General features: G+C 71.5%; 21 protein-coding genes. 3 read left to right on the top strand and 18 right to left on the bottom strand.

Annotated elements, in window-relative coordinates; genetic code table 11:
- Positions 1–10 precede the first annotated feature (10 nt).
- The 15 genes from nuoK to mqnC form a co-directional block, all read right to left on the bottom strand.
- Positions 11–328, bottom strand: a complete 318-nt coding sequence (gene nuoK, locus O7626_RS32225; protein ID WP_278064774.1) for an NADH-quinone oxidoreductase subunit NuoK — start codon at positions 326–328, stop codon at positions 11–13.
- A 1-nt stretch (position 329) separates the two neighbouring features.
- Positions 330–1,100, bottom strand: a complete 771-nt coding sequence (locus O7626_RS32230; protein WP_278064775.1) for an NADH-quinone oxidoreductase subunit J — start codon at positions 1,098–1,100, stop codon at positions 330–332.
- Positions 1,097–1,690 carry an NADH-quinone oxidoreductase subunit NuoI gene (nuoI, locus tag O7626_RS32235; protein ID WP_347404820.1) on the bottom strand — a complete coding sequence of 198 codons (594 nt, stop codon included), beginning with the start codon at positions 1,688–1,690 and terminating at the stop codon, positions 1,097–1,099. The genes O7626_RS32230 and nuoI overlap by 4 nt, the downstream gene beginning before the upstream one ends.
- Before the next feature lies 1 nt (position 1,691).
- On the bottom strand, positions 1,692–3,107 hold the full coding sequence (gene nuoH / locus O7626_RS32240) for an NADH-quinone oxidoreductase subunit NuoH (RefSeq protein ID WP_278066417.1): 1,416 nt from the start codon (positions 3,105–3,107) through the stop codon (positions 1,692–1,694).
- Positions 3,108–3,109: 2 nt separating this feature from the next.
- Positions 3,110–5,608, bottom strand: a complete 2,499-nt coding sequence (locus O7626_RS32245; protein WP_278064776.1) for an NADH-quinone oxidoreductase subunit G — start codon at positions 5,606–5,608, stop codon at positions 3,110–3,112.
- A gap of 58 nt (positions 5,609–5,666) precedes the next feature.
- Positions 5,667–6,986: an NADH-quinone oxidoreductase subunit NuoF gene (gene nuoF / locus O7626_RS32250; RefSeq protein ID WP_278064777.1), complete on the bottom strand. Its 1,320-nt coding sequence runs from the start codon at positions 6,984–6,986 to the stop codon at positions 5,667–5,669.
- A complete protein-coding gene (gene nuoE, locus O7626_RS32255) occupies positions 6,983–8,083 on the bottom strand; it encodes an NADH-quinone oxidoreductase subunit NuoE (protein ID WP_278064778.1) in 1,101 nt (366 codons plus the stop codon). Before nuoE ends, nuoF begins: the two co-directional genes overlap by 4 nt.
- Positions 8,083–9,417: an NADH-quinone oxidoreductase subunit D gene (locus O7626_RS32260; protein WP_278064779.1), complete on the bottom strand. Its 1,335-nt coding sequence runs from the start codon at positions 9,415–9,417 to the stop codon at positions 8,083–8,085. The genes nuoE and O7626_RS32260 overlap by 1 nt, the downstream gene beginning before the upstream one ends.
- A complete protein-coding gene (locus tag O7626_RS32265; protein ID WP_278064780.1) occupies positions 9,414–10,172 on the bottom strand; it encodes an NADH-quinone oxidoreductase subunit C in 759 nt (252 codons plus the stop codon). The genes O7626_RS32260 and O7626_RS32265 overlap by 4 nt, the downstream gene beginning before the upstream one ends.
- Positions 10,169–10,843: an NADH-quinone oxidoreductase subunit B gene (locus tag O7626_RS32270; RefSeq protein ID WP_278064781.1), complete on the bottom strand. Its 675-nt coding sequence runs from the start codon at positions 10,841–10,843 to the stop codon at positions 10,169–10,171. The genes O7626_RS32265 and O7626_RS32270 overlap by 4 nt, the downstream gene beginning before the upstream one ends.
- 13 nt (positions 10,844–10,856) lie before the next feature.
- Entirely contained in the window at positions 10,857–11,222 is a 366-nt protein-coding gene (locus O7626_RS32275; protein ID WP_278064782.1) for an NADH-quinone oxidoreductase subunit A, read from the bottom strand.
- 120 nt (positions 11,223–11,342) lie between these two features.
- Complete coding sequence (locus tag O7626_RS32280) at positions 11,343–12,620, bottom strand: geranylgeranyl reductase family protein (protein WP_278064783.1); 1,278 nt, start codon at positions 12,618–12,620, stop codon at positions 11,343–11,345.
- A 370-nt stretch (positions 12,621–12,990) separates the two neighbouring features.
- Entirely contained in the window at positions 12,991–13,680 is a 690-nt protein-coding gene (locus O7626_RS32285) for a hypothetical protein (protein WP_278064784.1), read from the bottom strand.
- Positions 13,681–13,749: 69 nt separating this feature from the next.
- Complete coding sequence (locus tag O7626_RS32290; RefSeq protein ID WP_278064785.1) at positions 13,750–14,460, bottom strand: demethylmenaquinone methyltransferase; 711 nt, start codon at positions 14,458–14,460, stop codon at positions 13,750–13,752.
- Positions 14,461–14,873: 413 nt separating this feature from the next.
- Positions 14,874–16,064 carry a cyclic dehypoxanthinyl futalosine synthase gene (gene mqnC, locus O7626_RS32295; RefSeq protein ID WP_278064786.1) on the bottom strand — a complete coding sequence of 397 codons (1,191 nt, stop codon included), beginning with the start codon at positions 16,062–16,064 and terminating at the stop codon, positions 14,874–14,876.
- A 52-nt stretch (positions 16,065–16,116) separates the two neighbouring features.
- Between mqnC and O7626_RS32300 the strand changes: the two genes are divergently transcribed.
- Entirely contained in the window at positions 16,117–17,073 is a 957-nt protein-coding gene (locus O7626_RS32300) for a tetratricopeptide repeat protein (RefSeq protein ID WP_278064787.1), read from the top strand.
- A 15-nt stretch (positions 17,074–17,088) separates the two neighbouring features.
- Here the strand turns inward: O7626_RS32300 and O7626_RS32305 are convergent, their stop codons facing one another.
- Entirely contained in the window at positions 17,089–18,348 is a 1,260-nt protein-coding gene (locus O7626_RS32305) for a phospholipase D-like domain-containing protein (protein WP_278064788.1), read from the bottom strand.
- A gap of 117 nt (positions 18,349–18,465) precedes the next feature.
- On the opposite strand from O7626_RS32305, the gene O7626_RS32310 reads away from it, so the two are divergent.
- Both O7626_RS32310 and O7626_RS32315 read left to right on the top strand, forming a co-directional pair.
- Positions 18,466–18,939 carry a YcxB family protein gene (locus tag O7626_RS32310; RefSeq protein ID WP_278064789.1) on the top strand — a complete coding sequence of 158 codons (474 nt, stop codon included), beginning with the start codon at positions 18,466–18,468 and terminating at the stop codon, positions 18,937–18,939.
- 72 nt (positions 18,940–19,011) lie between these two features.
- On the top strand, positions 19,012–19,803 hold the full coding sequence (locus O7626_RS32315) for a GNAT family N-acetyltransferase (RefSeq protein WP_278064790.1): 792 nt from the start codon (positions 19,012–19,014) through the stop codon (positions 19,801–19,803).
- A 138-nt stretch (positions 19,804–19,941) separates the two neighbouring features.
- Here O7626_RS32315 and paaE read toward each other — a convergent pair whose 3' ends face one another.
- Positions 19,942–21,054: a 1,2-phenylacetyl-CoA epoxidase subunit PaaE gene (gene paaE, locus O7626_RS32320; RefSeq protein WP_278064791.1), complete on the bottom strand. Its 1,113-nt coding sequence runs from the start codon at positions 21,052–21,054 to the stop codon at positions 19,942–19,944.
- Positions 21,051–21,539 carry a 1,2-phenylacetyl-CoA epoxidase subunit PaaD gene (paaD, locus tag O7626_RS32325; protein WP_278066418.1) on the bottom strand — a complete coding sequence of 163 codons (489 nt, stop codon included), beginning with the start codon at positions 21,537–21,539 and terminating at the stop codon, positions 21,051–21,053. Before paaD ends, paaE begins: the two co-directional genes overlap by 4 nt.
- Positions 21,540–21,569: the final 30 nt, after the last annotated feature.

Consider the following 21,569-nt stretch of genomic DNA (forward strand, 5'->3'; position numbering starts at 1 on the left):
TGGGCCCCTCTTAGTACTTCAACAGGTTGGCGTCGTCGACGCTCGCCGAGCGCCGCGTACGGAAGATCGTCATGATGATCGCCAGCCCGACCACGACCTCGGCGGCGGCCACAACCATGACGAAGAACGCCATGATCTGACCGTTCAGGTCGCCGTTGATCCGGCTGAACGTGACGAGCGCGAGGTTCGCCGCGTTGAGCATCAGCTCGATGCACATGAAGAGGACGATCGCGTTGCGCCGGATCAGCACCCCGACCGCGCCGATGGTGAAGAGCAGGCAGGCGAGGATCAGGTAGTGGTTCGGCGAGACCGACAGGAAGTCCGACATCTTATTTCTCCGTCCCCTTCAGCGCCGTCTCCTCGGCGGAGAGTTCGCGCTGCGGCAGGATCCGCGGCACGCTCCGCTCGGTCAGGCCGCCGTCGGGCAGCCGGGCCGGGGTGGCGACCGAGGACGAGGTGGCGTACACGCCGGGGCCGGGCTTCGGTCCCGGGTAGTTGCCGGGACGGAACCGGGCCTTCATGGTGGCGATCTGGTCCATCCGGTCCTGCCGGCGCCGCTCGACGTGCGCCAGCACCATCGCACCGACCGCCGCCGTGATCAGCAGCGCCGAGGTGATCTCGAAGGCGAAGACGTACTTCGTGAAGAGCAGCGCGGCGATGCCCTGCACGTTGCCGTTCGCGTTGGCCTGCTCCAGCCCGACCGCGTCGGCCTGGCCGAGCGCCCGCCACATCCCGGTGGCGAGCAGGGCGCCGAAGCCGAGGCCGAGCAGGATCGCCGCGACCCGCTGCCCGCGCAGCGTCTCGATCAGCGAGTCCGACGCGTCCCGGCCGACGAGCATCAGCACGAACAGGAAGAGCATCATGATCGCGCCGGTGTAGACGATGATCTGCACCAGGCCGATGAACGGCCCGGACTGGATCACGTAGAAGACGCCCAGGCAGAGCATGGTGAGCACCAGCCACAGGGCGGAGTGCACCGCGTTGCGGGCCCAGACCATGCCGATCGCACCGATCAGGGCGAGCGGGGCCAGGATCCAGAAGACCACCTGTTCCCCGCCGGTCACCCCACCGGCGGCGGCGAGCACCGCTTGTCCGGTCATGACGCCGTCTCTCCCGTCGCGCCGGAACCGTCGACCGTGCCGGTCTCGGACCAGGGCGCCCGCTCGGCGCCGGCCGAGGTGCCGGGGTTGGTCAGTGCGCCGACGTAGTAGTCCTTCTCGGTGTCACCGAGCCGCATCGGGTGCGGCGGCTGCTCCATCCCCGGCAGCAGCGGCGCCAGCAGCTGTTCCTTGGTGAAGATCAGGTCCTTGCGGTTGTCCCGGGCCAGCTCGTACTCGTTGCTCATGGTCAGCGAACGGGTCGGGCAGGCCTCGATGCAGAGCCCGCAGAAGATGCACCGGGCGTAGTTGATCTGGTACGTGCTGGCGTACCGCTCGCCCGGCGAGAAGCGCTGGTCCTCGGTGTTGTCGCCACCCTCGACGTAGATCGCGTCGGCCGGGCAGGCCCAGGCGCACAGCTCGCAGCCGATGCACTTCTCCAGCCCGTCCGGGTGCCGGTTGAGGATGTGCCGCCCGTGGTAGCGCGGGGCGGAGACCGGCGGCTTGAACGGGTAGTCGGTGGTGACGACCTTCTTGAACATGTGCGAGAAGGTGACCCCGAAACCCTTGAAAGACCCGGTGATCGCGCCCACGTCACACCTCCTTCTCGTCGTGTCCGGTACCGGCGTCCGCCGGCTGCCCGGCGCCGGCCGGCTGTGCTCCGCCCGAGTGCTGTCCGGCGCCCACGTTCGCCGGCTCCCGCTCGGCGACCGTCCGCCGCATCCGGGGGCTCGGCGGCACCGCCAGGTCCATCGGCGGCAGCGGGAAGCTCCCGGACGGCCGCCGGTTGACCTTCTCCTGGAGGGTCCGCTGCGGCGGCTGCTTCTTGCTCGGCCAGAGCAGCGTCACCAGCAGGACGACAAGCACCGCACCCGCGATGAACGTGTAGCGGTACGAGGCGGGCAGGTCCTCCTTCTGGAGGGTGCGGATGCCGGCCAACACCAGGATCCAGACCAGGTTGATCGGCAGCAGCACCTTCCAGCCGAGCCGCATGAACTGGTCGTAGCGGAGCCGGGGCAGGGTGCCGCGCAGCCAGATGAAGATGAAGACCAGGCCGATGACCTTGCCCATGAACCAGAGCAGCGGCCACCAGCCGGAGTTCGCGCCCTCCCAGAGGGTGATCGGCCAGGGTGCCCGCCAGCCGCCGAGGAAGAGCGTCGTGGTGACCGCCGACATCGTCACCATCGCGACGTACTCGCTGAGCATAAAGAGCGCGAACTTCAGCGAGCTGTACTCGGTCATGAAGCCGGCGACCAGCTCAGACTCGGCCTCGGGCAGGTCGAACGGCGCCCGGTTGGTCTCACCGACGGTGGAGATGAAGAAGATGACGAAGCTCGGCAGCAGCAGGATGGCGTACCAGCCCGGTGCGGGCAGGTCGACCGCGCCGAAGAGGTTGAGCCGGGTGCCGTCGGCCTGCTGCGCGACGATGCCGCTCGTCGACATCGTGCCGGCGGTCATGAAGACCGCGACGATGCTCAGGCCGAGCGCCACCTCGTACGAGATCATCTGGGCGGTGGACCGCAGGCCGCCGAGGAGCGGGTAGGTCGAGCCGGAGGCCCAGCCGCCGAGCACGATGCCGTAGACGCCCATCGAGGAGCAGGCCAGCAGCACGAGTACGGCCACCGAGACGTCGGTGACCTGGAGCGGGGTCCGCTCGCCGAAGATGCTCACCATCGGGCCGAACGGCACCACCGACAACGCGGTGACGGCGCTGATCACCGAGATGGTCGGCGCGAAGAAGTAGACCACCTTGTCGGCCGACTTCGGCAGGATGTCCTCTTTGAAGGCCATCTTGAGACCGTCGGCGAGGGTCTGTAGCAGACCGAACGGGCCGATCTGGTTCAGGCCGGGACGCTGCGCCATCCGGGCCACCACCCGGCGCTCGAACCAGACCCCGAGCAGCGTCGCCAGGACCGCGAAGACGAACGCCCCGACGATCTTGATCAGGACGAGCCACCACGGATCCTTGCCGAAGTCCTGCAGCGTCGGATCCTGGGCGAGGTAGACCAGGTTCATCGGGTACCCCCTCCAGCGCTGTTCAACAGCGGTCCCGGCTGGCCGGCCGCGTCGGCGGCGACCGGGCTGGCCGGACCGGCGGTGAGCCGGACGACCGCGCCGGACGTGACGCCGAGGCTGCGCCGCACACTCGCGCCGGGCGAGTTGGTGGGCAGCCAGACCACGTCGTCCGGCAGGTCGGTGATCTCGGCCGGCAGGGTCAGTGCGCCCCGGTCGGTGCCGACCGTCACCGGGTCGCCCTCGGCCACCCCGAGCGCCTCGGCGGCGGCCTTGCCGAGCCGGACCACCGGCGGCCGGGCGGTGCCGCCGAGTGCCGGGTCGCCCTCGGTCAGGGTGCCGGCGTCGACGAGCTGGTGCCAGGTGGCGAGGATCGCCTCGCCGGGGCCGGGCCGGACCGGTGCGGCCGGCTCGACGGCCGGAGCCGCGGTCCGGTTGGCCGCGGTCGCCGGCAGCGAGCCCAGCTCGCGCCGGACGCTGTTCACGTCGCCGGTGCCGAGCCGCACGTCGAGCTGGGCGGCGATCGCGTCCAGCACCCGGGCGTCGGTCATCGCCGGGGTGTTCAGCACCGCGTCGAAGGTGCGCAGCCGGCCCTCCCAGTCGAGGAAGCTGCCGGCCTTCTCCACCACCGGGGCGACCGGGAAGACCACGTCGGCGCGGCGGGTCACCGCGCTGTGCCGCAGCTCCAGGCTGACCAGGAACGGCACGTTCTCCAGCGCCGCGTCGGCCAGCCTCGGGTCGGCCAGGTCGGCCGGGTCGACCCCGGCCACCAGCAGCGCGCCGAGGTTGCCCTCGGCAGCCTCCGCGAGGATGCCGTCGGTGTCCCGGCCGGGCCCGCTCGGGATGACCCCGGCGGCCACGTCCCAGGCACCGGCCAGCTCGGCCCGGCCGGCCGGGTCGGTGACCGGACGCCCGCCGGGCAGCAGGTTGGGCAGGCAGCCGGCGTCGACCGCGCCGCGGTCCCCCGCTCGGCGCGGCACCCAGGCCAGCCTGGCGCCGGTACGCTCGGCCAGCTCGGCGGCGGCGGAGAGCCCACCCGGCACGCTGGCCAGCCGCTCGCCGACCAGCAGCACCGCACCCGGCTGGCGCAGCGCGTCGGCGACCGAGGCGTGCCCGGCCAGCAGCTTCGCCTCGTCACCGGGAGCGGCGGTGAGCACCGTCGCACCGATCTTGACCAGTCCGCGGCTCGCGAACGGGGCCAGCGCCAGCACCTTCAGCCCACGCTTGTTGTACGCCTTGCGCAGCCGCAGGAAGAGGATCGGGCACTCCTCCTCCGGCTCCAGCCCGGCGATCACCACCGCCGGCGCCCGCTCGACGTCGGCGTAGGTCACCCCGGTCGCCCCGGCCACCGTACTGGCCAGGAACTGGGCCTCCTCGGCGGAGAGCGGACGGGACCGGAAGTCGATGTCGTTGCTGTTCAGCGCCACCCGGGCGAACTTGGCGTACGCGTACGCGTCCTCGACGGTGAGCCGGCCGCCGGTCAGCACCCCGACTCCGGAGTCGGCGTCCCGGGCCGCGCGCAGCCCGTCGGCGGCGACGGCGAACGCCTCGCTCCAGGACGCCTCGCGCAGCTCACCGGTCCTGGCGTCGCGGACCAGCGGGGAGGTGATCCGCTCGTTCGCGAAGGCGTACCGGAAGCCCCAGCGGCCCTTGTCGCAGTTCCACTCCTCGTTCACCGCCGCGTCGTCGCCGGCCAGCCGGCGCATCACCTTGCCGCGCCGGTGGTCGGTGCGCTGGGCGCAGCCGGCCGAGCAGTGCTCGCAGACGCTCGGGGTGGAGACCAGGTCGAACGGGCGGGCCCGGAACCGGTACTGCGCACCGGTGAGCGCGCCGACCGGGCAGATCTGCACCGTGTTACCGGAGAAGTACGAGTTGAACGGGACGTCGCCGTCCTCGCCCTCCTCGCCGCCGTAGACCTCGTCCCGGTAGACGTTGATCTCCTCGGCGCTGGACCGGCCCATCAGGTCGATGAACTTGTCCCCGGCGATCTCCTCGGAGAACCGGGTGCAGCGCTGGCAGAGTACGCAGCGCTCCCGGTCCAGCAGGACCTGGCTGGAGATGTTCACCGGCTTCTCGTACTCCCGCTTGGGCTCGTGGAAGCGGGTGTCGGTGCGGCCGGTGGACATCGCCTGGTTCTGCAGCGGGCACTCGCCGCCCTTGTCACACATCGGGCAGTCGAGCGGGTGGTTGACCAGGAGCAGCTCCATGATCCCCTCCTGCGCCTTCTTGGCGACCGGGGAGGTGAGCTGGGTGCGGACCACCATGCCGTCGGCGACGGTCTGGGTGCAGGAGGCGACCGGCTTGCGCTGCCCCTCCACGTCGACCAGGCACTGCCGGCAGGCACCGGCCGGGGCGAGCAGCGGGTGGTCGCAGAACCGGGGGATCTCGATGCCGAGCTGCTCGGCGACCCGGATCAGCAGCGCACCCTTCGGCGCGGTGACCTCGACGCCGTCGATGGTGAGCGTGACGGTATCGACCTGCTTCGCAACGTCCGTCATCAGAGCCACCTTCCGTTCGCGACTGCGGGGCTCGCAAGCTCACTCCTCGCGCTCACCATCAGTGCGCTCCTACCAGGGTCTTCTCCGACAGCTTCGGAGCCGTCCGGCCCTCGATGTAGTCGAGGTAGTCCTGCTTGAAGTACTGCAACGAGGAGGTCACCGGGCTGGTCGCGCCGTCACCGAGGCCGCAGAACGAGCGGCCGAGGATGTTGTCGCAGGTGTCCAGCAGGGTGTCCAGGTCCTCGTGGGTGCCCTGCCCGGCGAGGATCCGCCGGTAGGTGCGGACCATCCAGTAGTTGCCCTCCCGGCACGGCGTGCACTTTCCGCACGACTCGTGGTGGTAGAACTCCAGCCACCGGTAGGTGGCGTAGACCGGGCAGTCCTGGTCGGAGAAGATCTGCGTCGCGGTGGTGCCGAGGATCGAGCCGGCCGCCGCCACCCCCTCGAAGTCCAGCGGCACGTCCAGGTGCTCGGCGGTGAGCAGCGGGGTCGACGAGCCGCCCGGGGTCCAGAACCGCAGCTCGTGCCCGGCCTGCATGCCGCCGGCCAGCTCGATCAGCTCGCGCAGCGTGATGCCGAGGCCAGCTTCGTACTGGCCCGGGTTGTTGATCCGGCCGGAGAGGGAGTAGATCATCGGCCCGGAGGACTTCTCCGTGCCCATGCTCTTCCACCAGGCCGCCCCGCCCAGCACGATGTACGGCACGCTGGCGATGGTGCCGACGTTGTTGACCACGGTCGGGCAGGCGTAGAGGCCGTGCGTCGCCGGGAACGGTGGGCGCAGCCGGGGCTGGCCCCGGAACCCCTCCAGCGAGTCCAGCAGCGCCGTCTCCTCGCCGCAGATGTACGCCCCGGCCCCGCTGTGCACCACCAGCTCCAGGTCGAAGCCGCTGCCGAGGATGTTCTCCCCGAGGTAACCGGCCCGGTACGCCTCCTGCACGGCGTTGCGCAGCCGGCGGGCCGCGTGCACCGCCTCGCCCCGGATGTAGATGTAGGCGCGGTTGGCCCGGATCGCGTACGAGGCGATGATCACGCCCTCGACCAGCGAGTGCGGGTCGTGGGTCATCAGCGGCAGGTCCTTGCAGGTGCCCGGCTCGCCCTCGTCGGCGTTGACCACCAGGTAGTGCGGCTTGCCGTCACCCTGCGGGATGAAGCCCCACTTGAGCCCGGTCGGGAAGCCGGCGCCGCCCCGGCCGCGCAGGCCGGAGTCCTTGACGAGCTGGATCAGGTCGTCCGGGTGGGCACCGAGCGCCTTGCGCAGCGCCGCGTAGCCGTCCAGCCGCTCGTAGACGTCGAGCCGCCAGGCGTCCGGCGACAGCCAGCGCTTGGTGAGCACCGGGGTCAGCTTCTCCAGCGTCTCCCGTCGAGGCGTCGTGGTCACTCTCCAGCCTCCTTCAGCGAGCGCTGCTGCGCGTCCGTACCGCCGTCACCGGCCGGCTTGGCGTCGCTGGCCGGCTGGTTCGCGGCGGCGCCGGCCGCCTCGGCGGCCTTCGCGTCGCCCGGTCCGGCCGGGGCGCCGTCGACCGGCGTCTTCGTTCCGGGCGCGTCCGGTACGGCGGTCTTCGCGTCCGGGTTCCGGGTCTCGGCGGTGCGGATCTGCGGCGACTTGTCGTCCGGCGACTTCACGTCCGGCGCGGTGCTGCCGGTGGCGGCGGCCGGCCGGGTGGTCGCCGGGGCCGGCTTGTCACCGGTCTGGCTGCCCTTGATCGGGGTGTTCGGGTCGTAGCCGGCGACCGAGATGCCGTGCTGCTGGGCCAGCTTCAGCCCGGCCAGCGTCGGGTCGCCGGCCAGTCCGTCGGCCACCGCCTCGGCGCGCGGGTCGGCGAAGCCGGCCAGTTGCAGCGACATCTCCTTGAGGGTGCAGAGCCGGCCGCCCCGGCTGGGCTGCGGGCGGCCGCCCGCGCGCAGCTCGTTGACGAGCGCGACCGCGGTGTCCGGGTCGACCTGGTCGAAGAAGTCGTAGTTGACGGTCATCACCGGGCCGTAGTCGCAGGCCGCCAGGCACTCGGCGTGCTCGAGGGTGATCCTGCCGTCGGCGGTGGTCTCGTCGTGCCCGACCCCGAGCTGCTCGGTGAGCGCGTCGTAGACCTGCTGCCCGCCGAGCACGTTGCACATGGTGTTGGTGCAGACGCTCACCAGCCAGTCGCCGGTCGGCCGGCGCTTGTACATGGTGTAGAAGGTGGCGACGGCGCCGACCTGCGCCTTGTTCAGCCCGAGTACGTCGGCGCAGAACTCCACCCCGGCCGGGGAGACGTAACCCTCCTCGGACTGCACCAGGTGCAGCAGCGGCAGCAGCGCCGAGCGGGACCGGTCGGCCGGGTAGCGGGCGACGATCTCCGCCGCCCGCTCGTCGAGCTTCGCGTGCAGGTCGGCGCTGCGGGTCGGGCCGCCGCCGGTGCCGTTGCGCTGCGCCGGCACCTCGGAGCCGACGACCAGGTCGTCGAGCCTAGACGCCGCGTTGCCAAAACTCTCGGTCATTAGCGATCACACCCACCCATCACCGGGTCCAGCGACGCGCCGCCCGCGATCACGTCCGCGATCAGGCCGCCCTCGGCCATCGCCGGCAGCGCCTGGAGGTTGACGAAGCTGGGCTCGCGGTAGTGCACCCGGTACGGCCGGGTGCCCCCGTCGGAGACCGCGTGCACGCCCAGCTCGCCCCGGGGCGACTCGATCGCGACGTAGACCTGGCCCGGAGGCACCCGGAAGCCCTCGGTGACCAGCTTGAAGTGGTGGATCAGCGACTCCATCGACTGGCCCATGATCTTGGCGACGTGCTCCAGCGAGTTGCCCATCCCGTCGACGCCGATGGCGAGCTGTGCCGGCCAGGCGATCTTCTTGTCGGCCACCATGATCGGGCCGGGGCGGAGCTTGTCGAGCGCCTGCTCGACGAGCTTGAGCGACTCCCGCATCTCGGCCATCCGGACCAGGTAGCGGCCCCAGACGTCGGCGCTCTCCGTGGTCGGCACGTCGAACTCGTAGTTCTCGTAACCGCAGTACGGCATGGTCTTGCGGATGTCCCAGGCCAGGCCCGCCGAGCGGAGCACCGGGCCGGTGACGCCGAGCGCCACGCAGCCGGTCACGTCCAGCACGCCGACGTCCTTGGTCCGCTCCAGCCAGATCGGCTGGCCGGAGAGCATGTCCTCGTATTCCTTGAGCCGCTTCGGCAGCAGCTTCAGGAACTCGCGGATCTTGACGATCGCCTCGTCCGGGATGTCCTGGGCGACCCCGCCCGGCCGGACGTACGCCATGTTCATCCGCAGGCCGGTGATCAGCTCGAAGATCTCCAGCACGTACTCCCGCTCGCGGAAGCCGTAGAGCATCACGTTGACCGCGCCCAGCTCCATCGCGGTGGTGGCGATCCAGACCAGGTGCGAGGAGATCCGGTTCAGCTCCATCATCAGCACCCGGATCGTGGTGGCCCGCTCGGTCACCTCGTCGGTGATGCCGAGCAGCTTCTCCACTGCCAGGCTGTACGCCGTCTCGTTGAACAGCGGCGACAGGTAGTCCATCCGGGTCACGAACGTGCTGCCCTGCACCCAGTTGCGGTATTCGAGGTTCTTCTCGATCCCGGTGTGCAGATAGCCGACCACCGCCCGGGCCTCCCGGACGGTCTCGCCCTCCAGCTCCAGGATCAGCCGGAGCACGCCGTGCGTCGACGGGTGCTGCGGACCCATGTTGACGATGAGCCGCTCGTCGTTGATCGGGTCGTGTCCGCTCACCACCTGGTCCCAGTCGCCACCGGTGACGGTGAAGACCCGACCCTCGGTGGTCTCCCGGGACTCGGCGTAGCTCGGATTCGTCGAGGTGCTCATTGGTACGTCCTCCGCTGGTCCGGCGGTGGGATCTCGGCGCCCTTGTACTCGACCGGTACGCCACCGAGCGGGTAGTCCTTGCGCTGCGGGTGGCCCTCCCAGTCGTCCGGCATCAGGATCCGGGTCATCCCGGGGTGGCCGTCGAAGACGACGCCGAACATGTCGTACGTCTCCCGCTCCTGCCAGTCCGCCGTCGGATAGACCGAGGTCACGCTCGGCACCCGGGGCTCCTCGGCGGTCACCGCGACCTCCAGCCGGAGCTGCCGGCGGTAGGTCATCGAGGTGAGCTGGTAGACGACGTGCAACCGGCGGGCGTCGGAGCCGAGGTAGTCGACCCCGGAGACCGACGAGCAGAGTTCGAAGCGGAGCGCCTGGTCGTCCCGGAGCACCTGGCAGACCTCGGCGATCCGCTCCGGCCGGACGTGCAGGGTCAGCTCGCCCCGGTCCACCACGACCTTCTCGATCGCGTCGGCGAAGCCCGGGTACGCCTCCTCCAGCGCGTCGGCGACCTCGTCGAAGTAGCCGCCGTACGGCCGGGGGCTGCCGACCACGTCGACCCGCGGCCGGACCAGCCCGCCGAAGCCGGAGGTGTCGCCGCTGCCGTGGATGCCGAACATGCCGCGTCCGGCCCCGCTGGCCGGCGGGAACTCGGCCGGCGCCCCGCTGGTCGCCCCGATCGGCGGCCGGGCCACCGGCACCCCGCCGCCGGGCTGCTCGCTGGTCTTGTTGGGCGGGTTTCCATTGGGCTCGCTCACCGGTCAGCCCTTCCCACCAGGTGGTTCTGTGCCTTCATCCAGTTCTCGATCCGGAGCTGCTCCTCGCGCCCCTCGGCGACCGCCCGGGTCCACTCGGCCCGCCGCACCTTGTCGTTGTGGTACGACGACGGCATCGAACCGGGCGTCACCAGCGGCATGTCGCCGCGCGCCCGGCGGGCCTCGAGCATCTTGCGGCCGTTCGGGCCGAGCGGCTCGTGGCCGATCTTCTCGCGCAGCTTGAGGATCGCGTCGATGAGCATCTCCGGCCGGGGCGGGCAGCCCGGCAGGTACATGTCGACCGGCACGACGTGGTCGACGCCCTGCACGATCGCGTAGTTGTTGAACATGCCGCCGCTGCTGGCGCAGACGCCCATCGAGAGCACCCATCGGGGCTCGGCCATCTGGTCGTAGATCTGGCGCAGCACCGGGGCCATCTTCTGGCTGACCCGGCCGGCCACGATCATCAGGTCGGCCTGCCGCGGCGAGGCACGGAACACCTCCATGCCCCAGCGACCGAGGTCGTAGTGGGAGCCACCGGCCGCCATCATCTCGATCGCGCAGCAGGCCAGCCCGAAGGTGGCACCCCAGAACGACGACTTCCGGGACCAGTTGACCAGCTTCTCGACCGACGTGAGCAGGATCCCGGACGGGAGCTTCTCCTCGATACCCATCGAACGACCTCCCTCAGTCCCAGTCCAGGCCGCCACGCCGCCAGACATAGGCGTACGCGACGAAGACCGCGACGATGAACAGCACCATCTCCACGAAGCCGAACAGCCCGAGCATGTCGAAGTTGACCGCCCAGGGGTACAGGAAGATGATCTCGATGTCGAAGATAATGAACAGCATCGCTGTCAGGTAGAACTTGATCGGGAACCGGCCGCCGCCGACCGGCTGCGGGCTCGGCTCGATGCCACACTCGTACGCCTCGAGCTTGGCTTTGTTGTAGCGCCGGGGGCCGGCGAAGCGCGCCGCGGCGACGGAGAACAGCGCGAACCCCGCGGCGAGGGCGAACAGCCCGATGATGGGTACGTACGGCGAGAGCGACATCGTTTTCCCCTGCTCGTCCTTCCCGGCCCTCGGTCAATTTCCGAATTCACACTATTCACAGTCCTCCGGGCGACGCTGCCCGGGGTGCCGCTGGTGCCCCCCACCGGGGCCGACGCCGGCTCACACGGCCGGAGCCACCTTCGTCATCGCGTTGATGACCCGGTCCATCGCGTCCCCGCCGCGCGGATCGGTGAGGTTCGCCAGCAGCTTGAGCACGAACCGCATCAGGGTCGGGTGCGGCATCCCGTGCTTGGTGGCGAGCCGCATCACCTGCGGGTTGCCGATCATCTTCACGAAGATGTTGCCGAGCCGGTAGTAGCCGCCGTACCGGGCCTTCAGCTCGGCGGGGTAGCCGGCCAGCGCGCGTTCCCGCTCGGCTCCCGCCGGGCGGGCCAGCGCCTGCGTCATGATCTCGGCGGCGAGTTCGCCGGACTCCATCGCGTACGCGATGCCCTCGCCGTTGAACGGGTTGACCATCCCGCCGGAGTCGCCGACCAGCAGCACGCCCCGGGTGTAGTGCGGTACCCGGTTGAAGCCCATCGGCAGGGCTGCGCCGAGGATCGGGCCGTCCGCGTTGGCCTCGTCGGTCATCCCCCACTCGGCCGGGGTGTTGGCGAGCCAGTCGACGAGCAGCCGGCGGTAGTTGGTCTTGCCGAACGCGGCCGAGGAGTTCAGCGCGCCGAGCCCGACGTTGACCCGGCCGTCGCCCATCCCGAAGATCCAGCCGTACCCGGGCAGCAGCTTGTCCGGGTGCTCCTTGCTGCGCAGCTCCAGCCACGACTCCAGGTAGTCGTCGTCGTGCTTGGCGGGCGAGCGGTAGTAGCGGCGGACGGCGACGCCGATCGGCCGGTCCTCCCGCTTGTTCAGCCCGAGCGCCAGCGGAAGCCGTCCGGAGACGCCGTCGGCGGCCACCACCAGCGGGGCCCGGAAGGTCGCCGGGGCCTTCTCCGGGCCGCTCTCGGCGGTCACCCCGACCACCCGGCCGTCGCCGTCGAGCACCGGGCCGGTGACGTTCATCCCGGTACGCAGCTCGGCGCCGGCCTCGACCGCCCGCTTCGCGAGCAGGTCGTCGAAGTCGAGCCGGGTGCGCACCAGTCCGTAGTTGGGGAAGCTGGCCAGGTCGGGCCAGTCGAGTTCGAGGCGTACGCCGCCGCCGATCACCCGCAGTCCCCGGTTGCGCAGCCAGCCCGCCTCGGGCGAGGTGTCGACGCCGAGCTTGACGAGTTGCTTCACGGCCCGTGGGGTCAGCCCGTCGCCGCAGACCTTCTCCCGGGGGAACTCGGTCTTCTCCAGCAGCAGCACGCGCACGCCGTGTCGGGCCAGGTGATAGGCGGTTGTCGATCCACCCGGTCCGGCGCCGACGACGATGACGTCCGCGTCGCTGTCGAGCGTGCTCATCCGCGCCTCCCCTCCCGGTCGCTCGTGAAATGCTTCACAAGCCTCGTTCGGGGAGGAGTCTAAGACCGCGAGGAGGCCGGCAACCGGTTAGGTGAACCTAAGTTGCCGAGGTAGCGGTGTCAGCTACGTGTTCCGGCCCGATTCCGGCGCCCGGAAGCGGCCGGCCGGACGACCGGCGGGCACCGGCTGCCGGCACTGTCGGGTGCCGCAGGGATACCGGTGGCGGCGAGACTGTCGAGCTGCCCCGCCGGCGCTCCCGCCCGCGGGCGCCCCGAACCGGCGCCCCGAACCGGAGCCCCGAGCGGGAGCCCCGAGCCGGAGTCCCGAGCCGGAGTCCCGTTCCCCCAGCCGGCTCTAGACTCCGCTCGGCTCAGCTCCGGTCCTCGCCGCTGCGCTGGGTCGGGCGGCGCTCGATCGGCCCCGGGGTGACCGGTCCGGGTTCGGCCGGATGCGGGTCGGTCGGACGCGGCTGCACCGGATGCGGGTCGGCGGGCTGCGGCTGCGCCGGTTCCGGCTCGGGCGGATGGGGGTCGGCCGGACCGGGCCACCCGGGCTGCGGCTCCCCCGGTCCCGGCCGGGCCGGATGCGGCCCCGGCGGGTTCGGGTCGACCGGATGCGGCTCGACCGGCTCCCCGTCGCCCGACGTCGGCGCACCCCCGTTCTCCGGCCGGCCGCCGTTACCCGACGGACGATCCAACCGGTAGTTTCCGGGCGGCGCCAGGACGTCGTCAGGGGCGCGCTCGTGCTCGTACGGCAGTTGTTCGCGCAGGGTGCCGCCGCTGACCCGGTCGAGCGCGGCCAGTACGTCGGCGACCACCGTGCGGATCGCCACCGGATCGGGGCCGGCGAGTTCCCGGAGCTGGGCGATCAGCTCGGCCGCCTCGGTCTCCGGATCGGCGGCGTCGCGCGCCGGACGACCCTCGTTCCGAGAGCCCTCGTTCCGATCGTCCCCGTCCCGATCGTCTCCGTTCCGGCGTCGCGCGCCCGGCGGGCCACCGGCCCCCGGTGTCCCATCGGCCGGCTGATCCTCGCCGTCGACCTGCCGGTCTGCCCCCGCCATGGGCGCAGCCTACGGCCTGGAAAGCCCCTTTGAGGATCAAAACCGACTAAACACGCATGAAACAGGGGGTCAGTCACGTACCGCACGGTGCAACGCGACGACCCCGCCGGTCAGGTTCCGCCAGCCGACGCCGTGCCATCCCGAGCGGCCGATCAGGGCGGCCAGCCCGGCCTGGTCCGGCCAGGCCCGGATCGACTCGGCCAGATAGACGTACGCGTCGGGGTTGCTCGCCACCGTCCTCGCCACCACCGGCAGCGACCGCATCAGGTAGGAGAGGTAGACGGTCCGGAAGACCGGGTTGGTCGGCGTGCTGAACTCGCAGACCACCAGCCGGCCGCCCGGCCGGGTCACCCGGGCCATCTCCCGGAGCGCCGCCTCGGTGTCCACCACGTTGCGCAGCGCCAGCGAGATGGTGACCGCGTCGAACGTCTCGTCCGGGAACGGCAGCCGGAGCGCGTCGCCGGCCAGCAGCGGCACCTCGGGGCGACGCCGCCGGCCGGCCCGGAGCATCCCGACGGAGAGGTCCAGCCCCACCGCGTACGCCCCGGAGGTGGCCAGTTCGGCGGTGGAGACGCCGGTGCCGGCGCCCACGTCGAGTACCCGGTCACCGGGGCGCAGTTCGAGCGCGGCCAGGGTGGCCCGGCGCCACCGCCGGTCCTGGCCGAACGAGATCACGGTGTTGGTCAGGTCATACCGGGAGGCCACCTCGTCGAACATCGCCGCCACCTCGTGCGGCTGCTTGTCCAGGCTGGCCCGGCGGCCGGACGGGGTACGGGTCACGCCGCAGTAGTCTGCCAGCCACCGGCCGGACCGCGCGGTCCGGGGCAGGGTAGGGGCGTGCCGACCCGGGACACACCACGGGCGAGGTGGTCGACCACCTCGCCCGCGATGCCGTGCGTTATGTGAACGGCCCTCATGGACCGATAGAGGACGACGCCGCTGCGCCGCGTCCCGGCCCAGCGGGCCGGCCCGTCCACGACGATCAACGGGTTACCTGTGCCGGCACGTTATCGTCCGGACGGGCCCGGTCGCGCTCCCCTTGATCCAACCGTTATGACCGCCCGAATCCGGTCGGCTTTAAGAATGTCCTGGTCAGAAGCCATTTATCCGGCGGGCTCGACGTTCTGCCGGCGGATCGGAGCCAAGGACCGACCCCTCGCCCAGCCGGTGCTGACCGAATGGACGAGGGTGGTTCAGCGGGCGTCGACGAGCGGAAGGCTCCGGCCCGCGCCGCCACCGGGCAGCGCGACCGAGGAGAAGTGCGACACCACCCGGTCGTCGGTCGGGTCGTCGGCCGGGGTGCGGTGCACCGCCAGGTGCCGGTAGAGGGTGTCCCGCTGCGCGGGGATCCGGCCGGCGGAACGGATCATCCAGATCAGCCCGTGCAGGTTCGACCGGTGCCGGGCGCCGGCCGAGGAGATGACGTTCTCCTCCAACATGATCGAGCCGAGGTCGTCCACCCCCATGTGCAGGGCGAGCTGCCCCGCCTCCTTGCCGGTGGTCAGCCAGGACGCCTGGAGGTGCGGCACGGTGTCGAAGAAGAGCCGGGCCACCGCCACCAGCCGCAGGTACTCCAGGGTGGTCGCCTGGGTGCGGCCCTTGAGGTGGTTGTTCTCCGGCTGGTACGTCCACGGGATGAAGGACCGGAAGCCACCGGTACGGTCCTGCACGTCGCGGATCAGCCGCATGTGCTCGATCCGTTCGGCGTTCGTCTCTCCGGTGCCCATCATCATGGTGGCGGTGGACTCCACGCCCTGCCGGTGTGCGAGTTCCATCACCTCCAGCCAGCGGGCTCCGGACTCCTTCAGCGGGGCGATCGCCCGGCGTGGCCGCTCCGGCAGCATCTCGGCGCCGGCACCGGCGATCGAGTCCAGCCCGGCCGCCTTGATCCGGCTGATCGCCTCGTCCAGGCTGACCCCGGAGACCTTCGCCATGTGCAGGATCTCGCTCGGCCCGATCGAGTGGATCGCGAGCTGCGGGTACGCCCGCTTGACCGAGGAGAAGAGCTCCTCGTAGTACTCCACGCCGTAGTCGGGGTGGTGGCCGCCCTGGAGCATCACCTGGGTGGCGCCCAGCTCGACCGCCTCGGCGCAGCGGCGCAGGATCTCCTCGGTCGGGTGCGTCCAGCCCTCCCGGTGCTTCGGCGCCCGGTAGAAGGCGCAGAACTTGCACGCTGTCACGCAGACGTTCGTGTAGTTGATGTTGCGGTCGATCAGGTACGTCACGATGTTGTCCGGATAGCGCCGCCGCCGCACCGCGTCGGCCGCCTCACCCAGCGGGTGCAGCGGCGCGTCGGTGTAGAGCAGCAACGCCTCCTCGGGCGTGATCCGCCCGCCGTCCGCGCCGCGCTGCAGGATGCTGTCGATTTCCCGGCTCGCCGTCACAACCCCGAGGGTACGCCCGCCGGGCTTGCGCGCCGCACGCACGATCGGGGATGTGAGCACGGACAACCGCTGGGTACGGCTGCGCCGGCACCGGGCACGGCTGCGCCGGCTGCTGCTGGCGGTCGTACCCCGCCGGGGCGGCGACGACCTGGCGGTCCGGGCCGAGGCGTTGCGCGGGCGCGGCGTCGAGCTGGCCGCACAGCGCAGGTACCCGGAGGCGGCCGCCGCCTTCGAGCAGGCCGTGGAGTGTTACCTGCGGGCACCGCTCGGCAACACGACGTCGATCTTCTGGACCCGGTACGCGCTCGCCCTCATGCTCGGCGGCGCCGGCCGGTACGCCGAGGCGCTCTCGCTGGCGTCCGGCCTGCGCTGGCCGCTGCGCGCCATGAGCTGGAGCCGGCCCGGCCGCCGGCCGCAGTACGCGGAACTGCTCCAGAAGATGTCCTACTGGCAGGGCGAGGTCGGCCGGCCGGACCGGGGCCTGAAGACCGCCCGGCGGGCGGCGGCCGAGTTCCGCCGGCTCGTCGCCGAGCACGGGGTACGGCACGAGCGGGGTCTGGCCGCCGCGCTGATCGTGCTGGCGCACCAGCTCCAGCTGCTCGACCGGGACGCCGAGGCGGTGCCGCCGCTGCGCGAGGCGGCCGGGCTCTACCGCCGGGCGGCCGACGGTGACGAGCCGCTCGGGGCGACCCTGGCCGAGCTGGGCCAGCGGCTGCGGGGGCTGACCGGGCACCGTACCGAGGCGCTGGCGGTGCAGCGGGAGGCGGTCGAGGTCACCCGGCGGCTGGTCGCGGGTGACCCCGAGCAGTTCCGTCCGGTGCTGGCCGGCCGACTGCTGGCGCTGGGCGTCATCGCCGGCCGGGTCGGCCTGGTCACGGACGCCCAAGCCGCCTGCGCGGAGGCGGTCCCGCTGGCCCGCCAGGCGTACGCCGCCGACCCGGACCGGTACGCCGACCTGCTGCACACCGCCCTCGCCCTGGCACAGCACCGCACCACCTCCGCCCAGTAGCGCCGACGGGGGTGCTCAGGTGGCGCAGCTGCCGTTGTCCGGGTTGACGCACTTGGCCCGGCTCCACAGTGTCTCGAAGTTGGCGTGGAAGTCGTTCCAGACCGTCGGGTGCTCGAGCTTCACCAGGGTCTCGTCGTGGTCGGTCAGCGCCGGGTCGGTGACGTTGTGCGAGCCGGTGAAGACGACGGAACGCCCGGCCACCCCGGCGAAGGTGCCCCGGATGACGATGTTCTTGGAGTGCACGCTGACCAGCCGGCCGTCGTAGTTGCTCGCCTCGGCGTCGTGGTACTTCTTCAGCGAGACGTTCGGCTGCCCGTTCAGGGTGGCGTACGCGGTGCTGCCCATCGAGCCGTAGACGACCCGGACCCGGCAGCCCATCCGGCCGATCCGGCGCAACTGGGTGGCGACCTGCGGGCGGGCGTCGGTGAACTGGGCGTGCGCCACGTCCACCGTGCAGCCGCTGGCGTAGGCGTCCACCTCGGCCAGCCGGTTCGCCAGGGTGTCGCTGTCGGCCCGGGGCGAGTGGTAGACCGTGACCGCCGTGTTCGGGGACTTGTAGTAGCCGTTGGCGGCGTTGAAGTAGTCGTTGTTCTTCCGCTGCGCCCGCATGTCGTTGAAGTACGCCGTGAAGTGGTCGTAGAGGTCGTAGTCCTCGTGCACGACCAGGGCGCTGTTGAAGAGGTTGTTCTGGGTGAAGGTGAGGTTCTGCGAGCTGACGAAGACGACCCGCTTCATGCTGCCGCTGGTGGAGAACGTGAAGACCTTGTTGTGGTTGATCGAGTTGCTCTTGTTGCCGATGCAGGCGGTCGAGCCGGCCACCGTGGACGAGGTCTTGCCGCAGATCACCAGGTCGTCGAGGTTGGCCGAGCGGAGTACCGCCATCGCGGCGTTGTCGGTGCCGGTGTTCACCCCGCCGCCGGTCTCGTCCAGCACGACCCGGACGATCACGCCCCGGCCCGCCGCCCGCTTCAGCGCCTCGGCCACCACCGGGGAGGACCAGCTGTACATGATGCCCCGGATGTAGCCGCCGGCCGGTGCGCCGTCGGCGAGCCGGACCAGCTCGTCCTCGATGGTCCGGTCCCGGGTCCCGTCGTCGCCCGGGATGTTGAACCGGGTGTACGCCGGGAACGGGTCGGCGGCGGCGGCGGACCCGTCCGGTGCGGGCGCGGCGGCCGTCGCGGCCGGGGCGGGCAGGACCGCCGCCAGCATCCCGACCGCGGCCAAGGACGCCAGTGCGGCGTTGACGGGGGTACGACGCGGGTCCAGACTTCTCATATCCCGTTATTAGTATAAGTCTTTCAATCTAGCAACTCTCTGCGCAGAAATCTTTCATTCGCCCAGCCGGCCCGGTCCGCGCCGGACCGCAGGCCACCAGCCAGTTCGGAGGCAACGGTGCAGATCGTCTTCCAGGTGTCCCCGGACCGTAGGCGCTGGGTCCGGGCAACCCGACGGGCGATGCGGCCGTACGGGACCGTCGTCTGGGTCGGCTGCCTGATCATCATGCTGGGTGGCGTCACGATAACCGTGCTCGATCCGGCCGATCCGCAGGGCGTGGTGTTCATCGTGCTCGGCCTCGTCATGCTGGTGCTGGGACTGAGCCTGCCCTGGCTGGCGGTCCGGATGCAGGGCTGGCTCCTCGACTCACCCACGACCGTCACGGTCACCGCGGAAAAGCTGTCCAGCCGGTCCGCGGACGTCTCCGCCGAGATCGCCTGGTCGACCGTCCGACGCGTGCAGGAGACGCCGGAGATGTGGCTCGTCCGCCCCGGGCGTACCCACATGTTGATGCTGCCCAAGGACGGCACGGACGAGGCGGGCCGCCGGGAGTTCCAGCGCCTCCTGGTGGAACGGGGCCTCGCCCGGTAGACCGGAATCCACACCTGAAGCGGGACCGTTATCCGGTGGCCGGCCACCGGCCGCCGGAACTACTGTGCTCCGATGCCGGTACGCCCAGACGTCGACAACCCCGCCGGGTCGGTGCTCTGCGCCGACGACGGCACCCCGCTCGCCCGGATGCGCCTGCACGACGACGACGGCCAACGCGTCGCCGCCGACGTACGGCCGTGGCCCGGGGTGGCGCTGACCGCCGTCGCCGCCCAGGCCCGGCACGACCTCGCCGGACTGCGCCTGGAGACGCCGGACGACGGGCTGGTCGGGGCCTTGGTCGCGGGCGGGCTCGAACTGCGTAGTGCCGCCACCGAGCTGCGGCACGACCTGACCGGGCTGCCGGAGCCACCGACGCTGCCCACCGGGTGGACGCTGGCCGTCCCGGGCTGGGACGACGACCTGGCGCGGGCGTGCGACGCGGCGTACGGCCCGGATCATCCCGGCGGGCGGTGGCAGGCCGACGACACCCGGCAGATCCGGGCGATGTTCGACAGCCACGACCCCGTCCCGCCGCTGCGGACCGCCTCGGCCAGGGTGGTGGGCCCGGACGGGCGCAGCGCCGGCCACGTGCTCTGCGCCGGCCCGGTGCCGTGGACCGAGGACGTCTGCGGCTGGATCCTCAACATCGCGGTGGCGCCGCACGCCCAGGGCAACGGACTCGGCCGGGCCCTGCTGGTGCACGCCCTGCACGGCACCCGCGCGGCAGGGCTGCCGACCCTCGGACTCTCGGTGGTGGACCGCAACCCGGCCCGCCGGCTCTACGACGACATCGGTTTCCGGACGCACCGCCGGGTGCTCTCGGTGCGGCTGCCCGGTCCCGGCGAACATCCGGCGCCGAACTGACCCGACCGGAGGACCGTCAGGGCTAGTGGGCGCACGAACGGGGCAGCTCGACAGTCTCTCCGGCCGAGATGACTCCGCCGGCTCTCCGGCCGAGATGACTCCGCCGGCTCTCCGGCCGAGATGACTCCGCCGGCCCGCTCAGCCGTCGTAGTCGACCACAAGCGTGTCGGTGACCGGGCTGGCCTGGCAGGTCAGCACGTATCCGGCGGCCAGCTCGTCCGGCTCCAGCGCGTAGTTGCGGGCCATCGACACCTCGCCACTGACCACCCGGGCCCGGCAGGTCGAGCAGACCCCACCCTTGCAGGCGTACGGCAGCTCGCCCCGGACCCGCAGGGCCGCGTCGAGGACCCGCTCGTCCCGGCCCATCCGGAAACTCGACGCCCGGCCGTCCAGCCGGATCGTCACCTCGGTGCCGGCGCCCTCCGCCGCACCGGCCGGCCGGACCGGCGGCGCGGGCGGCGCGTCCACGTGGAACAACTCGGCGTGTACGGCCCGCTCCGGCACCCCCCGCCCGGTCAACACCTGCCGCGCGTCGAGCACCATCCCGTACGGGCCGCAGAGGAACCACTCGTCGATCCGCTCGGCCGGCACGACGGTGTCGAGCAGCCGGCCGAGCCGGTCGGCGTCGATCCGGCCGGAGAGCAGCGGTGACTCGCCCGGTTCCCGGGACAGCACGTGCACCAGGTGCAGCCGTTCCGGCCAGCGGTCCTTCAGGTCGGCCAGTTCCTCCACGAACATCACCGTGCGGCCGTGCCGGTTGCCGTACACGACGGTGAAGGTGCTGGCCGGTTCGACGGCGAGCGCGGTCGCGACGAGCGAGAGCACCGGGGTGATCCCGGAGCCGGCCACCACCGCCGCGTAGTGCCGGACCCGATCCGGGGCGAACGCGCTGCCGAAGTGTCCCAGCGGCGGCAGCACCTGCACGGTGTCGCCGGCCCGCAGCGCGCCGACCGCGAAGCTGGAGAAGGCGCCGCCCGGCACCTCCCGGACCCCGATCCGGAGCCGCCCGGTGCCGGCCAGCTCCGCCGGGGTGGAACAGATCGAGTACGACCGCCGCACCTCGACACCGTCCACTCCGGAGCGTCGTACCGTCAGGTGCTGGCCGGCCTGGAAGGCGAAGGTCTCCCGCAGTTCGACCGGTACCTCGAAGGTGACCGCGACGGCGTCGGAGGTGAGCCGGTCGACGGCCCGGACCGGCAGCGGGTGGAAGACCGGCCGGCGCCGGACCGGCCGGTTGATGGTTACGCTCAAAACGCCCTCAGGTGGTCGAAGGGTTCCCGGCAGGCCCGGCACCGCCACAGCGACTTGCAGGCGGTGGAGCCGAACCGGCTGACCTGCTCGGTGTCGGCGTCCCCGCAGTGCGGACAGCGCACACCCAAGGGCACAAGGAAGGGCCCCCGCTTATCGCTTTTTGTTGTAGAAGGGCCCCCGCCTATCACGTGGGCGGGGGCGGGGCCCGGCGGGGCGATGCCGGCGGCGGCCAGCTTGGCCCGGCCGGCCTCGGAGATCCAGTCAGTGGTCCAGGCCGGGGCGAAGACCGTGACGACCTCGGCCTCCGGGTGCCCGGCGGCGGCCAGCGCGGCCCGGATGTCGGCCCGGATCACGTCCATCGCCGGGCAGCCGGTGTAGGTCGGGGTGATGGTCACGGTGACCCGGCCGGTCGACGCGTCCTCGGTGACGTCCCGCAGCACGCCGAGGTCCTCGATGGTCAGCACCCGCAACTCGGGGTCGAGCACCGCGGCGGCAGCCGCGCGCGGGTCGGCGGA

The sequence above is a fragment of the Micromonospora sp. WMMD1102 genome, from assembly GCF_029626265.1.
In the GTDB taxonomy this organism is placed as follows: domain Bacteria; phylum Actinomycetota; class Actinomycetes; order Mycobacteriales; family Micromonosporaceae; genus Plantactinospora.

Excerpts from the sequence above, each read along its gene's own strand:
- nuoK (WP_278064774.1), bottom strand. The coding sequence starts at position 328 with ATGTCGGACTTCCTGTCGGTCTCGCCGAACCACTACCTGATCCTCGCC.
- O7626_RS32230 (WP_278064775.1), bottom strand. The coding sequence starts at position 1,100 with ATGACCGGACAAGCGGTGCTCGCCGCCGCCGGTGGGGTGACCGGCGGG.
- O7626_RS32245 (WP_278064776.1), bottom strand. The coding sequence starts at position 5,608 with ATGACGGACGTTGCGAAGCAGGTCGATACCGTCACGCTCACCATCGAC.
- nuoE (WP_278064778.1), bottom strand. The coding sequence starts at position 8,083 with ATGACCGAGAGTTTTGGCAACGCGGCGTCTAGGCTCGACGACCTGGTC.
- O7626_RS32260 (WP_278064779.1), bottom strand. The coding sequence starts at position 9,417 with ATGAGCACCTCGACGAATCCGAGCTACGCCGAGTCCCGGGAGACCACC.
- O7626_RS32270 (WP_278064781.1), bottom strand. The coding sequence starts at position 10,843 with ATGGGTATCGAGGAGAAGCTCCCGTCCGGGATCCTGCTCACGTCGGTC.
- O7626_RS32275 (WP_278064782.1), bottom strand. The coding sequence starts at position 11,222 with ATGTCGCTCTCGCCGTACGTACCCATCATCGGGCTGTTCGCCCTCGCC.
- O7626_RS32280 (WP_278064783.1), bottom strand. The coding sequence starts at position 12,620 with ATGAGCACGCTCGACAGCGACGCGGACGTCATCGTCGTCGGCGCCGGA.
- O7626_RS32285 (WP_278064784.1), bottom strand. The coding sequence starts at position 13,680 with ATGGCGGGGGCAGACCGGCAGGTCGACGGCGAGGATCAGCCGGCCGAT.
- O7626_RS32305 (WP_278064788.1), bottom strand. The coding sequence starts at position 18,348 with ATGAGAAGTCTGGACCCGCGTCGTACCCCCGTCAACGCCGCACTGGCG.
- O7626_RS32315 (WP_278064790.1), top strand. The coding sequence starts at position 19,012 with ATGCCGGTACGCCCAGACGTCGACAACCCCGCCGGGTCGGTGCTCTGC.